A 14,167-nucleotide genomic window follows, 5' to 3' on the forward strand; every position below is an offset into this window, starting at 1 on the left:
CGCAAAAAAATCGGGTGATAGGTATCTTGTTGACAGTTCGCAGGCCCGGCGAGGCCCTCGGTCCGATCTGCCGACGGCGGTTTATACCCGTATTTTAAATTTCTCGCATCGCCATGGTGCACGGGTTGCGCCCTGCGGTCGTTCGACCACCTGCCCTGGGGATCAGCAGGCCGGCACCGCCCCGCCGCGGTTGATTGCCGCGACCGTGTCGAGCATCTGCGGCCAGTAGCTCGGCAAGGTGGCCCACGGATTGCCGGCACCGGTCACAGGGTTGTACTGCAGGTCGGTCACGTACAGCGGACCGGCGTTGAAGCGCGCGGTGGCGGCGGCCCGTACGGCGATCTGCATCGCTGTGCAGGTGGGCGTGCTGTGGACGAGGGCGCTTTGGCGGCTGTTGGCGTACTGGTAGAGCCAGCCCTGGCCGCTGCGCGGGTCGTAGTCGGTAAAGGCGGCGGCGCTGTTCTCGAAGGTCACCAGGACGTCGGCGACCGCGGCGTAGGCCGGGTCGGGAAAGGTGCCCGGGTTGCCGATCACCCGCAGGCCCGCGTCCTTGGCCTTGATGTAGCTGTAGATCTCGCGGTAGAAATCCAGCCGGTTGGCGGCGGAGGCCATTTCGTCGAGGAAGAAGCCGCCGATCAACGCGCGGCCGTACAGCGCCAGGTAGTTGTCGATGTTCGCCTTGATCGACGCCATCGACCGCGATCCGGTGCCGTAGCCGGTGTAGACGTAGCCGACCGTCCGGCCGCCGGCCGCGGACAGCTGCGTCAGCACCCGGGTGTAGTCGGCGCTGGCGGTGGTGAAGATGCCGTTGTCGGGGTTCATGATGGCGGTTACCGCCACGCCGGGATGGGCCGCTGCGCCGGCGACCAGCGTGTTCCAGTGGACGGTGGTGGTCGGCGAGAAGTACGCCGGCACCAACAGCTCCAGCGGCGCCGGTGCGGGCCGCAGGTACACCACCCGCACCGCGTTGGCCGTTTGGCCGCCGATCTGGACCGATGCGGTGATCTCCTGCCTGCCCGGTACCGCGGCGCTGAACGTCGCGGTCGCCACGCCCGCCTGGGTGGCGGGGCTTGCCGGCGCGAAACTGCCCGAGGACGCGGCGAAGCGCACCGCGGTGCCGTCGGCCGGCACCGCGCCGTCGACCGTCACCCGGGCGTTCACGCTGACGGGGTTGCCCATCTCGAAGATCGCCTGGTCGCCCGGCGCGCCGATGGTGACGGTGACGACCGGCGCGGCGACGGGCGTGCCGCCGCTGCCACCGCCTCCGCCCCCTCCGCACGCCGCCACCAGCGCGGCCAGGGCCAGGTTCAGCCACCGAGGGAGTGCGCGCAGGGTAGGTGTCTTCATGGGGTGGCCGATCGACTGTGGTGTGGATGGATGGTAAGGGGGCGACCCGTGCGATGCCTACTGGAGCATGAAGGTCTCGTACTCCAGCCGGTTGAGCTGGCGCGAGAGCAGGTACATGCCGGTGCACAGCGTGAGCAGCGTCGACAGCGCGAAGCCGTAACCGTAGAGTGCAGCCCCGGCATGCAGGGTGAAGCCGGTGAACACGATGTTGAGCAGCACGAACTGCAGGCACAGGACCAGCACGATGCGCCGCTGGTCGAGGTAGAAGAACACGTTCAGGATCGCCATCAGCCCCACCTGCAGGCCGGCGCCGATCACCTGTACGTGCAGCAGCGGCAAGTACAGCCGCGAAATGCCCAGCACGTCGAGCAGGCCCGGCCCGGCGACGAAGGTGACCAGCACCGCCAGTGTCTGGATCTTGCCGATCTCGCCCAGGCCTTGCTGGAGCGAATAGACCATCTCGTCGCGCATCGCCTCGATGTATTCCAGCGAGCCGCCGCTGCGCACCGCGTCGTAGAACTTGTCGTAGTACTCGACGAAGTCGGTCTCGATACGGACCAGGAACACCGCCATGCCCGGGATGATCGACAGGTAGGCCAGGAACACCGGCAGATCGTAGATGATCGACGCGCGCAGGCCGCCGATGATGCTCTGGGAGGTCGGCGTGAAGTACCAGAACATGAACTTGTCGGCCCAGATGCCGAAGTTGTAGAGGAACCCCACCGCCACGAGCGACGGATAGAGCATTCGGCGCTGCGCGAAGTCGAATGCGATCAGCTTGCCCTTGGGGTTGAACTCCTGCACCACCAGCACCCACATACCCGCCAGCAGCAGGTAGTGGCCCAGCACGAAACCCGCCAGCAGCCCCTCCAGCCCCCAGGGCCGCAGCAGCAGCGAGCTGACGACGATGACTGCATAGGCCAGGCCGAACAGCGCCACGATGACCTTGTAGCGCTTCATGCCCGAGAGCAGAACCGTCAGCACCCAGACGTCGCACGTCAGCGCGAAGCCGGCCAGCATCAGCATCCGGTAGGCCAGCCCCAGGTCGGGCAGCACCACGAAGAGGGCCAGCGTGCCCAGCACGCCCGAGGCGAGCGTCACCACCAGCAGCAGGCCGTGCAGGTTCGGCAGGATCAGGTCGCGGCGCTTCTCGAAGAGCCGGTCCGACACGAAGCGGGTGAAGGCTAACTGCACCAGCCCGGTCAGGATCAGGCTGCCCGCCACCAGGTAGGTCACCGATGTCTGGAACTGGGTCACCAGCAAGCCCGGCACCACCACGCTGGCGCTGAAGATACCGATCAGCAGAATGCCGACGATCGAGAACACCCACGGCCCGGACCCGATCACGCCGGCATAGGCGTACGCCTGCACCAGGCTGGTCAGCGTGTCCTTGCGCAGCACGCGCCGCAGCTCGAATCCGATGCCGGCCATCAGCGCGCTCCCTCGGTTTTCTGGAATGCCGTCTCGTACACCCGGCGGTAGCGGTCGAACATCATCTTGTCGGTGTAGTAGCGCTCGACCCGCGCGATCGCCGCGCGGCTGGCGGCGTGCCAGGCGTCGGAATCCTTGAGCAGCGACAGCGACGCGTCGGCGAGTCGCTGCGGGTCGGCGATCGGTACCACCTTGCCCGAGGCCCCCAGCGCACGGTCTTCTGCGTCCAGTCCTTCGATCAGCTGGCGGCACGATCCGACGTCGGTGGACACCGTCGGCACGCCAGCCGCATAGCCTTCGAGTATCACAAGCGGCAAGGCCTCGCTGATCGAGGAGAGAATCACCAGACCGATGCGCGGCATCAGGTCTTCCACCCGCTGGAAGCCGAGGAAGCGGATGTTGTTCTCCAGCCCCAGGCTGCGCACGAGGTTCGTGCATTCCTGGGCGTAGGCCGGGTCTTCCTCGGTGGGCCCGGCGAGCCAGCCTTCTGCCAGCGGCAGCTGGTTGACCACCCGGCGCATCGCGCGGATGAAGGTCTTGATGTCCTTGATAGGCACCACGCGGCCGATCAGGCAGAGCACCTGCGGCACCTCGACCGGCCGCTGGCCGCGCAGCGGGGCGAAGCGCCCCAGGTTGATGCCGTTCGGTATGTTGAAGGTGCGCGCTGCGTCGGCGCCGTCGGTCACCTGGCGCAGCCGGTTGGTTTCGTAGAGCGCGATGATCGGATCGGCCGCTGCATAGCAGTAGTAGCCGAGCCATTCGAAGAAGCGGATCCACATCTGGCGGAAGTACGACAGCTCGGTCGGGTCGCGCTGGAAGATGTTACGGTTGTCGCGGATCCACTCGCTCTTGAACAGATCGATCTTGCGTTCCTTGGTGTATATGCCGTGCTCCGATAGGATCAGCGGCACGCCCCGCATGTGCTGCACCAGGCCGCCCAGGTAGCCGGCGTAGCCGGTCGAGGCGCAGTGCACCATCCGCACCGGCAGCATCTGCTGCGCCACGCGGGCCAGTGTCCAGAGCGGCTGGTACATGATCCGCACCGTCCAGAAGTAATCGACGAACGACGGGTCGGTACAGTGGTCGCGGTAGCCCTGGCAGATGATCTCCCAGGCCCGCTCGCTGTAGAGGAAATCTTCCAGAGGCAGCTGGCCGCCCGGCTGCATCTGCACTGTCAGTTCGCGGAAGGCGGCCATCGTCTCGGCGCTGCGGTCGCCGGTGCGAAACGAATCGACCAGGGTGTGCACCATGTCGAGCGCGGCCCGGTTGCCCTTGCGCCGGGCCGGCATGCCGCGCGCCCCTAGGTGGTCGTAGAGGTAGTGCTCCTCGAAATGCACCACGTTGGCGGGCAGCTCGTACTTGAAGTTCGAATAATCCTCCTGACGGCTGCCCAGGAAGATGATCGCGAATGTGTACTCCGGGTATCCCCGAATGATCTGGTTGATCCAGCTCGATACGCCCCCGCTGACGTACGGAAAGGTGCCTTCCAGGATGAGCGCTATGTCGGCCTGACCGGCCTTGGGATGGCTCATCGCGGCTCCCAGTAGTCGAGGATCGGCCGCAGGCGGGGCAGGGCGCGCCATTGGGCCAGCTCATGCATCAGCCGCCGGGTCTGTTCGAAATCGCGCCGCTGGAAGCACAGTTCGGCCTGGTAGGGCAGCAGCCGAGTGGCCGGAAGGCCGAGCGCACGGGCCAGCGCATAGGCGGCATCGGCGGCCTGTTGCTGGCCCAGCAGGTGCAGCAGTCGGCCGCGCCGCAGGTTGAGCTGCGGATGCTCGGGCCGGTGCTTCAGCACCTGTTCGCAGTAGCGCAGCGATTCTTTGATCGCATGGTCGCGCAGATCGCCCTGCACCAGCTCCTGGTAAACCAGCTCCCAGTACAGATCGGACAGGCGGTAGCTGGATTCTGTGGCGAGCGGCCCGGGCGTGTCGCCCTCGGTTTCCCGCGCCTGGCGCAGCGCATCCAGCTCGCTGTCGATCGTGCGGTTGATGCGCTTTTCCAGTGTGTCGAGCATGCCGTAGGCAAGCAGCCGCAGATCCTCGCTCGGGTCGCTCAGCACGGTGCGCAGCAGCGGCGAGGCGATACGGCCGGAGACGCGCTGCAGCGCCACCATCGCCCGCATGCGGGTTTGCATCGGCGCCTGGCTGTTCCCCAGGAAGGAGCGCAGCCCCGATTGGCGGAAGCTGCCCTGTATGCGCTGGTGGCGGTCGAACTCGGGCAGGCGCAGAGATTCGAAGGCGTCCTGCACGGTCGGACTGCGGTAGACCCGCAGCACGACCACCGCCAGCGCCACCCCGAAGAAGCCTGCGACCGGCACCGTATAGCTGAAGGCCGCCATCAATGCCAGCACCGGCGTGCGCGGCTTGGCCTGGGCGCCCGAGAGCAGGGGCAACAGGAATAGCGACAGCATGACGCACGCGACCCCATGCACCGTCAGGTAGCTGAGCAGGGCGGCGTCGGAGTGGCCCTGCAGCAGGGCCGGCCCGCTCCAGGCGCCGATCTCCAGCAAAAGCGCCGAAATGCCGATCTTGAGGTTAAGCATGGGCCATTCCGTGGAGCCGCCGCAGCACCGTCAGGGGGTCGCCGTCGAGCGGCACGATATGCGGGAACACGCCGGATTCGGCGAGCGGCTGGCCGGTCTTCTGGTCCGACCACAGCTCCAGCCGGTTGATGTAGCCCTCGGCGGTGGCGCTGTCGCCGAGCGGCATCAGCATCGCGAGCACGTGTCGGCTCTCGCCCCGGATCAGCCAGCCTTCGTCCAGTTCGCGCTTCAGGCGCTGGATCTGGCCGGGCAGGCCCGCGTCGATCGCCCGCGGCAGGAATTCGAGCGCGACGATCACGCTCGGTACCTGGGCGGTGTCGCGGATGTGCGCCAGCCGCTGCGATTCGAACGCGAAGTTCGCCGGGCAATCGGGCAGCTGCGCCTGAATCGGCTCGGCCAGGGTCTGCATCGCCAGGCCGTCGGTGTAGTAGCCGAGCAGCAGGTTGATCGTCTGCAGGTTCTCGTCCTGCAGCGAGAAAAAGGGCATGTCTTCGATTACCAGCAGACCGTAGATCTCGCCGCCCAGGTCGAGCAGCGGCGCCACCGCCAGGTACTGGGTCTGCTGCTGCCCGGCCAGCGCCTGGCTGACGTGGCAGAGCTTGCGCGTCTCCAGCGCCTGCTGCACCAGCGGGTCGTAGGGATCGATCGCCGCGCCGGCGCCGAGCCTGGCGATCGGTTCGGGCTCGATGCGCTCGTCGTCGGCCGCGTACAGAGTGGCCGACTCCAGCTGGCAGTACTGCGCCAGCAGCCGCAGCAGCGTCTCGGCGCCCTGCACCACGTTCTGGTCGGGGCCGCCCACGCTCTGCAGCGTCGAGAGCGCGTCGCGCATCGACATCGGCCGGCCGATCAGCTCCTGCTCCAGCCGGTCGTGCGACAGCCGCAGCAGGTAGTACTGCCGCACCAGGTGCTCCAGCCGCTGGTCGAGGTAGACCTGCACGTTCTCCGCTCGGCGGGTGCGCGCCTGCCACAGGCTCGAGAACTCGCCCACCAGCATCACCAGGATCAGGCCGCCCAGGAAATAGACCTGGGGAAAGTCGTCGTAGCCTCCCGGGTTCAGACCCAGCCAGCCGATCGCCAGCACGCTGGCGGCGCCCAGCCCCGCCAGCGGCCCGTAGCGCAGGGCGACGATGACCGGCGCCAGCCACGACCACGGGAACGGCGCCATCACCCACAGCGGATCCTGAGGCTCCAGCACGACGCCGAGCGCCAGCGCGATCAGCGGGAGCACCAGCGTTTCGACCAGCATGACCGGTGCGCGCGCGTCCGGATCGGCCAGCTTGCCGAGCAGGTTGGACGGCAGGTGGTTGACCTTCTTCGACTCGGCCGCGATCGGCGTCGGTTTGATCGCGCGGCGGCGTGCGGTGGGCGTGGTCGTCTCGGGGGCCATGGCGGGATCAGCGCGCCCGCGCCAGGCCGGCGTCGAGCAAATCGCGGATCAGCTTCTGCGCAACGCCCGAGAGCGCCTCGCGGCTCCAGCCGCTCTTGCCGCCGGTGCCGCTCCAGAGTGCGTCACCGGAGGCCACGTCGAGAATCTGCAGCGTCACGCCGACGGCCGGTTCGCCGTCGACGCCGACCTTGTAGCGCCATTCGTCGACCGCGCCGGTCAGGGCGTAACTGGCCTTCTGATCGCGGGCCCAGGCCAGCACCTCCTGCTGGCGATTGGCATCGCCCGCGTCGAACAGTGCTTCCTGCTGGGTGCTGGTGGGGTAGCGCTGTATGCGTCCGACGCCGCGGGTTTGCAGCAGGGCCTGCGCGATCGCCTCGGCCCGGTTGCCGGCGAGCGGCGTCTCGGTGTGGTTGGCGAAGGGCAGCACGACCCAGGTGGCGTTGCGCTCCAGCTCGGGCGGCCGGCCGCGGTCGATGGTGGAACAGGCGCCGAGCAGCAGGGCGAGGCTGCCGACGACGACGGCGTGCCGACGCTGCAGCAGAAAGCGGTGGTGGGGCATGGTGGATTCCTCTCGGGGCGACATCAGAAATGGAGACGGTAGGTGAGCAGCATGCTGCGGGTCAGGCCCCGGACCTGCGGGCCCGACTTGCCGACGCCCCAGCTCAGGCCCAGGTGGTCGGCGCCGAGCACGCTGCCGGCCACGCCCGTGCGCAGCTCGTAGCCGGGGCCGAGGACGCTGTGCCAGGTGCGGCTCAGGGTGGCGAAGGGCCGGGCGGCACGGGTGTACTCCTGCTCGTAGCGCATGTTGGTGGAGACCTGCAGCCCGTAGAAGCTGAAGCTGCCGGGAAGGAAATAGTCCTGGCCCACGGTGCTCGTGCTCGGCGGCACGATGCGGGTGAAGGCCAGGTCGTTCGGGCCCAGGCCCGCCAGGTCGCGGCGCGAGAAGTTGTGGTGCGACCAGAACGCGCCGAACTCGATCGACGGTGTTTCCTGCCGGTAGGTGTGGCTGTAGTTGAGCCGGGTGTGCTGGCCGTTGCCGAGCGTCGCGCCGGTCTGCAGGCTGTAGGCCTCGTCCGCATAACCCAAGGTGAACTGGTCCTGGCGGGTGGCCTGGTAGCGCAGGGCGGCACCGGCCCGGCGCTTCTTGCCGGCGATGCGCAGGGCCAGGCTTTCCTGGCTGGGCAGGTCGGTGCCCAGGTCCAGCGTCAGCATCAGGCGATTGTCGATCCGCTGCTGGTGCTCGATCTGCAACGGGTTGTAGGCGCCTAGGCTTTCGCGGCGGCCTGCGCGCAGCATCGTGGTGCCGTCGTTGTGGCGCCAGTTGAGCTTCATGTCGAAGGCGCGCTCGTCGGGCGGGTTGACGATCACCAGCGCATCGGTGGCCCGGCGGCGGATGCTCGCGAACTCCAGGTCCAGCGACAGCCGCGGGTCGATCGCGATGTGGAGCACCGTGTCGACCTCGTCCTCGTCCATACCGCCCAGGCGCTGCAGCTTCAGGCCGCCGCCCACCGTGTCGCTGAAGGCGAGCAGGTTCTCGGTGAGCTGCAGGTGCAGCGGCTGGTCGTCGTGCTGGTCCTGTTGTGCCTCGAAGGCGGCGGTTTGCGCCAGGCGGATGTCGTCCACCGCCCGGGCGGCGTTGACCCGGTCGTAGCGGGGCAGCCGCTCGTCGAAAGCCTGCAGCAGTTGGCCGGTGGCGGACTTGTCGTCCTCGGCCAGCGCGACGGTGATCTCTGCCCACAGCGGCCGGTTGCTCCGTTGGCCCTGACTGCGGGCGTACTGGTGCCGTAGGAAGCCCCGCTCGGCGGTGTATTCGCCGGCGTCCTGCAGCCAGCCGATGGCGGTCTCGGCCGCGGCGTTGGAGAAGTCGCCGCGTCCGTCGCGGTCGACCCGCAGCAGTTCGCGCAGCACGTCCTGCGCCGGGTCGCCCGGGCGCTGGGTCATGATCAGCCGGGTGCGGGCGATGCGCCGCGTCTGGTCCAGTCCCTCGTCGGTCAGCCAGCGGGCGCGTGCTTCGGCGGCCGACAGGCGGGTGCCGCCGTCGCCCGTGCGTGCCGACTGCCATTCGCGCGACAGCAGTTCGCGCCGCAGCCGCCAGGCACGGTCGGTCTGCTGATTCTGGTCGAGCGCGTCGGCGTAGTTCATCAGCCAGAGGAAATCGCCCTGGTGGGCCTTCAGGTGAGGCGTGAGGTAACGGTCGAGCGATATCTGCGGCAAGGACAGCGCCTGGTAGGCGGCCGCCAGCGCACCGTGTATATCCTCGGTGCGGGCCCAGACCCGTTCCTGCGTGGTCAGCAAAGTGCGCAGCGACACCGCGTCGTTGCTGTCGATGAACAACCACAGCAGCGCCTGCCGCATCTCGGACGAATCCGGACTCTGTCGCAGCCCTGCTTCGAAATAGCGGCGGGCCTCGGGCAGGTTGCCGGTGTTCTGGTAGTAGCTGCCGGCCAGCCGCAGGAATTCCGGCAGCTGCCAGAGCGTGGCGGCGGCGCGGCGGGCGGCCTGCCGGCTCGCGTCCAGGCGACCGATGAGCCGCCCGACCTCGTCCCAGCGGTTGCGGCTGGAGTAGATCGACAGCGCACCGACCATGTGGCGCGGCTCTTCGAGCCGTTCCCAGGCCAGCACCGACACCCGCGCTGCTTCGAGCGGCTGGTCGTTTTCCAGGAGGCGCACCAGCGCGTCGTAGTCCGAGCTGTCGGTGTCCTTGCCTTCTACCAGCCGGCGGTAGGCCTGCACGGCCAAATCGTTGCGCTGGCGGCTTTCGGCCAGCTGGGCGGTCAGGCGCCAGTAGTCGTTCTGGTCCGCGCCCACGCTCGGCTGCTGCTGGGCGGCTTCCAGCCAGCGCAAGCCCTCGTCGGGCCGACCGTGGGTCAGGGCCAGCACGGCGGCGCGCATCGCCCTGGCCTGGGTCACCTGGCTCTTGTCGGACAGCAGGCGGCGCCAGCTGTCGAGCGCCAGGGTCGGCTGTCCGGCGCGTTCGGCCAAGTTGGCGAGCAGCTCCACCGCCGACGGCGCCTTGGCATGGAGCTTCAGGTAGTCGAGCGCGGGCTGCGGCTCGCCGATGCGCTCGTAGGCCTCGACCAGGGCGCGTATCAGCGCGAGGTCTTCGGGGCGGTCGCGCAACTGGTGGCGCAGACCTTCGACCAGTGCGCGGTCGTCGAACTGGCCGGGCGCCAGCCGCAGCACCGACTGCCAAGCCTCGTCGCGGTCGGTCTTGCGGGCGATGTAGAGCCAGCTTTCCAGCGCCGACGCGGACCGCAGGGTCCAGTCGGACACGCGGGCCAGGCGCTCGCGCCACGCCAGGTCCTGCGGAAGGTTCTGCACCGCGACGTTCGCCAGCGACCAGGCGTCGTCGAGCTTGCGGTTCTCGACGAAGACCTCGTAGCCCAGGGTGTAGAGCTTGTCGTCGAAGGGCAGGCCGGGCACCGCGCCCGGCCGCGGGGCAGGGGGCGGCGCATCCGCCGCGGGCACGGCGGATGCCGCGGGGCGGGGCACCTCCTGCGCCATGCGGCGCTGCTGCCAGGTGCCGGCGTCGGCCACCGCCATCGCGGGCGGCAGCATCAGGTGGGCGCCGTCGTCATAGCCGTACTGCGCGGGCGACGCGTCGCCCGCTGCGCCGTGCAGCGGGCGCAGCAATGCGCCGACGGGCGCCATGCTGCCGATCACGATCGCCGTGGTGTCGGGCATCTGCCGCATCAGCGAGATGCGCAGCAGGCGGCGCACGTAGCGGTCGGCCACCGCCGGTTTACCCGCAGCGCGCGCCAGGTTGGTGATCATCAGCAGGGTCTGCGCATCGTCCGAGAGCGGACCCAGTTCGCGCTCGGCCAACGCCAGGGCCGCCACCGGCTGGTTGCCCGACTGCAGAGACTTCACCGCGGCCATGTAGTAGGCCTTGGCCTGCTGCGGATCGGGCGTCGCCTGGCGCGCCAGCAGGTAGAGCTCGGCGCATGCGGCGTAGTCGGAGGTGCCCAGCGCCTCCTTTGCGGCCTGTTCGTAGAGTTGCGCGGCTTCGCGCGGATCGGTCGCTTCCGCAGCCAGTTGGCGGGTCAGCACCACGCCGACCACGCGGTCTTGGAAGTCGGCCGTGCGGCGCGCCAGCAGTATCTGGCGCTCGATCGGCCAGCGCTCCCGTGCCAGCGTTTTCAGCTGGAGCTTCAGATCGTCGCGCAGGTCCTTGCGGCGCTCGGCGTCTTTCTCGGGGGTGCGCTGGTAGTCGGCATATGTCAGGTCCCAGAGGCTCCAGAGCGCATCGCGGTGCAAAGCCGGATCGGACGAGTCGAGTGCCGGCTGCAGCGTCGCGCGCGCGTCGGCCATTTCGCCCATCGCGATCTGGCGCTGGGCCAGCAGCAGCCGCAGGCGCGGGTTGTCCGGGTCGCTGTGCAGAAGGTTGTTCAGGTAGGCCACGGACAGGGCTACGTCGGCCGTGTCGGAGAGCCGCAGCTCCAGCGCCTGCTTCGGATAGAGCAGCCACAGGCCTCCCCCCACCATGCTGGCCAGCAGGGCGATGAGCCAGGGGGGTGCCAGTACCGGCCGCTCAACGGGCTGGGCACTGGAGCTGGATTTGTGCTGCAGCATCGGAGAGGCGGAATTGTTGGACAGCCGGGTCGGCCGGGGAAGCTGCGCGGATCGGGGTCAGCAAACGCTGGTTGGCGCGCACCTGGCAGTTCCCGGCATTGGCCAGGCTGAAGGCCAGCGGTGCGTAGCCCCTCAGGGCGAAATCGGTGCGGCCCTGGTCGCGCACCGACCATTCGGCCAGGCGGGCGTTGGCGTCCGACAGATACGGGCCCCGCGGCACGGCGGGCGCTGCGGCGTCGCCGGCGCGCATCTGCAGCCAGGCGGCGGCGCCGGTCAGGTGCACGTAGCTGCCGCCCTCGGCCGCGGCGGTGTAGCCGGCCACGCCCTGGCTGGCCTGCGGCTGCGGCGTGCCGAGCGCGGCCGGCATGCGCAGGGTGCGCAGATCGCCGTTTCCGCGCACCCGCCAGCCGTCGCCGTCGCGGGCCACGGCGTAGGTGTGGAAGTCCTGCACCTTGCGGATGAATTCCGATGCGTAGACCGGGTGCAGCGGCTGTGCCAGGGCCCAGTCGTACACCTTGCGCAGCGCGTTCAGGCCGGCGCGTTTGCTGGCGGAGTACACGTGGTAGTAGATGTCCACCGGCTTGATGCGGCGGGGCGTGCCGGTCATCTCGAAGCTCTGCAGCACCTGCTCGTAGCCGTAGTACGGGCCCTTCCACAGGTTGGTGTAGATGTTCTCGTTGGTGATCGGCGCGTACACCTGCAGCAGTCCGCCTTTCTGGATGCCGTGCGGCCCGATCGCGGTGAGCGACGGGTTGGTGCGGGTGATCAATGTGTCGCCGCCGTTCATGTTGAGCAAGCCGGCCTTGGCGGTGATCTCCAGCGCCTCGGCGTTGGGCGCGGTGTCGCCCGACCACAGCAGGATCTTGACTTTCTTGCCGGGCGGCGCGAGCCGGCTGTTGATGTAGTCGGTCGAGCCCACGATCTCGCGACGGAGGTCCATCGTGTAGCCCGGCACCTCCAGGCTCATCGCCGCCTCGGCGTTGTCGCTGAAGGTGCCGTGGCGCACGCTGCGGTCCCAGAGGAACGGATGCGAATAAGTGTGGCTGGCGATCTCGACGTGCGGCAGCGCGAACATGCGGCGCGCCACGTCTTCCAGCTCCCTGCTCGTCTCGGGGTGCAGGCCGTGCGGCGCGATCTCGGCCTCGATCACCGACATGGTCTGCGGCACGGTGCGGTACTTCTCGAAGATTTCCTTCAGCAGCACCTGCCCGGCGTCGGGGCTGCCGGGCAGCTCGGCGCGCGACGGGAAGCCGTCGCCGTCGACATGCGAGAACAGCAGCCGGCGGCCGTTCTCGGTGGTGACGTCGGGCACCGGCATCGGCGGCAGGCGCAACGCCTGCGCCAGGAAGGCGAACGGGTCGACCACCCAGCGGGCGTAGCCGGTGCCCGGCACCTCGACCACCACGAAGGGGTCTATCAGGAAGCCGCCCCAGGGCATCAGCGCGCCACCCAGGACCGACTGGTTGCGCTGGTCCTTGAATTCGACCAGCGGGCGCGCCGCCTGCACGGGCGCGCCATCGCGCAACACCAGCTCGAACTGCGCACGGAGGGCGGGCTCCAGCGCAGTCTCGAAGCCCATCATCGGGTCGCGTGCTACCGGCTGCTGGATGCCGCGGGGCGCCGCGTTGTTGGCCTGGATGCCCAGCGCCTCGACCAGGGACCGGTCGAGCGCCGAGCCGAAGTTGCTCAGCACCGCCACCGGCATCTGCTCGGCCAGGCGCGCCTGCAGCCACTGCTGCACCGGCTTGACGCGGTTCTCGGGCAGGAAGCCCGAGAACCAGGTCACGACGCCGGCGTAGCGGTCCTGGTACACCTCGGCGGGCAACGCCTCGCGCACGTCCACGTAGTCGACCACATAGCCCAGATGGTTCAACGGCATCTGCAAAAAGCGGTGGGCCGGCGTGTAGTTGAGTGCGGGCGTTTCGCCGCCGTTGTAGAGCACAAGCACCCGCCGCGGCACCGGCTCGACGGTGCCGATGCCGACCGTCTTCACATGGCCGTCGGTCACCCAGGGGATGAATCCCAGCGCCTTGATCTGCTCGGCGGTCGAGCGGGTCAGCGCACGGTCCTGCGGCGCGACGTAGTCGATCGCCAGGATCGGCAGGCCGTCGCGCTCGCGGATCGTGCGGAGCTGGCCCAGCAGCCATTCGCGGTCCTCGGGCTTCACCGGCTCGTAGCGCTGGGTGCCGGCATTCCAGCCTCGGAAGAGCGATTCAACCGCCACCATCTTCACCTTGTCCTTGACCCGCGGCACGATCTCGAAGCCGCGGTTGAGGATCAGCTGGATGCCAGGATAGCGCCGGTTCAACAGCTCGATCACCCGGACGACGCCGGCTTGCTGCGCAGCCTCGTCGAACTGCGTGGCCAGCCGGTAGGAGTCGAGTGTGTCGAGGAAGAAGCCGCGATACCCCTTCTGCCAGAGCGGGCCCACCACCTTGGTGGCGAAGAACTCGGGCCATTCGGCCGGCGTCTGGTCGACCACGTCGGAGTTCCAGTCGCCGTTGCGCGCCATCTTCCAGGCCGCGGGAATCTCGGGGTAGTAGGGCCGGGTGGCCTGCACCTCGGCCACCGACACGTAGGCATAGAGTTCGCTGCCGGTTTTGCGGTAGGCGACCGGGTCCTGGCCGTGGTCGGGTTCGACCACCACGATGTCGAAGAGCTTCAGTTCCGGCAGGGCCGCTGTCGGCCCGTAGTGCAGGGCCACGGCCGGAGCCGCGGTCGCCCACAGCGGCAGGGCGTAGAAAAAGGCAACAAACAGAGAGCGGAGTTTGTACAACACGACGAAAGGAAATGAGCGGATGAAATAAGGCGGCAGACTTCGATACGCTACGTCGCTTGTGCACACCTACACCACCATCCCAAGCGATGCATACGGATGCTCAGTTTAC

8 protein-coding genes are annotated in these 14,167 nt (G+C 68.5%); all 8 read right to left on the reverse strand.

Annotation, left to right across the window (positions count from 1 at the left end):
- Positions 1-162 precede the first annotated feature (162 nt).
- Genes DFQ15_RS07225 through DFQ15_RS07260 form a run of 8 tightly spaced genes read right to left on the reverse strand, consistent with a single transcriptional unit; the run spans position 163 to position 13,983 of the window.
- On the reverse strand, positions 163-1,347 hold the full coding sequence (locus DFQ15_RS07225; RefSeq protein WP_110465335.1) for a spherulation-specific family 4 protein: 1,185 nt from the start codon (positions 1,345-1,347) through the stop codon (positions 163-165).
- Between the two features lie 57 nt (positions 1,348-1,404).
- Complete coding sequence (gene pelG, locus DFQ15_RS07230) at positions 1,405-2,778, reverse strand: exopolysaccharide Pel transporter PelG (protein ID WP_110465336.1); 1,374 nt, start codon at positions 2,776-2,778, stop codon at positions 1,405-1,407.
- Positions 2,778-4,310 carry a GT4 family glycosyltransferase PelF gene (gene pelF, locus DFQ15_RS07235; protein WP_110465337.1) on the reverse strand — a complete coding sequence of 511 codons (1,533 nt, stop codon included), beginning with the start codon at positions 4,308-4,310 and terminating at the stop codon, positions 2,778-2,780. Before pelF ends, pelG begins: the two co-directional genes overlap by 1 nt.
- The gene (locus tag DFQ15_RS07240) at positions 4,307-5,320 is read right to left on the reverse strand and encodes a hypothetical protein (protein WP_110465338.1); all 1,014 of its coding nucleotides are present in this window, start codon (positions 5,318-5,320) and stop codon (positions 4,307-4,309) included. The genes pelF and DFQ15_RS07240 overlap by 4 nt, the downstream gene beginning before the upstream one ends.
- Positions 5,313-6,707: a PelD GGDEF domain-containing protein gene (locus DFQ15_RS07245; protein ID WP_110465339.1), complete on the reverse strand. Its 1,395-nt coding sequence runs from the start codon at positions 6,705-6,707 to the stop codon at positions 5,313-5,315. Before DFQ15_RS07245 ends, DFQ15_RS07240 begins: the two co-directional genes overlap by 8 nt.
- A gap of 7 nt (positions 6,708-6,714) precedes the next feature.
- Positions 6,715-7,266 (reverse strand): penicillin-binding protein activator LpoB, encoded by a 552-nt coding sequence (locus DFQ15_RS07250; RefSeq protein ID WP_110465383.1) that lies wholly within the window; start codon positions 7,264-7,266, stop codon positions 6,715-6,717.
- A gap of 23 nt (positions 7,267-7,289) precedes the next feature.
- Complete coding sequence (locus tag DFQ15_RS07255; protein ID WP_199399828.1) at positions 7,290-11,279, reverse strand: tetratricopeptide repeat protein; 3,990 nt, start codon at positions 11,277-11,279, stop codon at positions 7,290-7,292.
- Complete coding sequence (locus DFQ15_RS07260) at positions 11,239-13,983, reverse strand: bifunctional glycoside hydrolase 114/ polysaccharide deacetylase family protein (protein WP_233504331.1); 2,745 nt, start codon at positions 13,981-13,983, stop codon at positions 11,239-11,241. The genes DFQ15_RS07255 and DFQ15_RS07260 overlap by 41 nt, the downstream gene beginning before the upstream one ends.
- Positions 13,984-14,167: the final 184 nt, after the last annotated feature.

It is taken from the genome of Xylophilus ampelinus (assembly GCF_003217575.1).
GTDB lineage: Bacteria > Pseudomonadota > Gammaproteobacteria > Burkholderiales > Burkholderiaceae_C > Xylophilus > Xylophilus ampelinus.

Bases quoted from the DNA above. Each gene is read 5' to 3' on its own strand.
- DFQ15_RS07240 (WP_110465338.1), bottom strand. From the start codon at position 5,320: ATGCTTAACCTCAAGATCGGCATTTCGGCGCTTTTGCTGGAGATCGGC.
- pelG (WP_110465336.1), bottom strand. From the start codon at position 2,778: ATGGCCGGCATCGGATTCGAGCTGCGGCGCGTGCTGCGCAAGGACACG.
- pelF (WP_110465337.1), bottom strand. From the start codon at position 4,310: ATGAGCCATCCCAAGGCCGGTCAGGCCGACATAGCGCTCATCCTGGAA.
- DFQ15_RS07245 (WP_110465339.1), bottom strand. From the start codon at position 6,707: ATGGCCCCCGAGACGACCACGCCCACCGCACGCCGCCGCGCGATCAAA.
- DFQ15_RS07225 (WP_110465335.1), bottom strand. From the start codon at position 1,347: ATGAAGACACCTACCCTGCGCGCACTCCCTCGGTGGCTGAACCTGGCC.
- DFQ15_RS07250 (WP_110465383.1), bottom strand. From the start codon at position 7,266: ATGCCCCACCACCGCTTTCTGCTGCAGCGTCGGCACGCCGTCGTCGTC.
- DFQ15_RS07255 (WP_199399828.1), bottom strand. From the start codon at position 11,279: ATGCTGCAGCACAAATCCAGCTCCAGTGCCCAGCCCGTTGAGCGGCCG.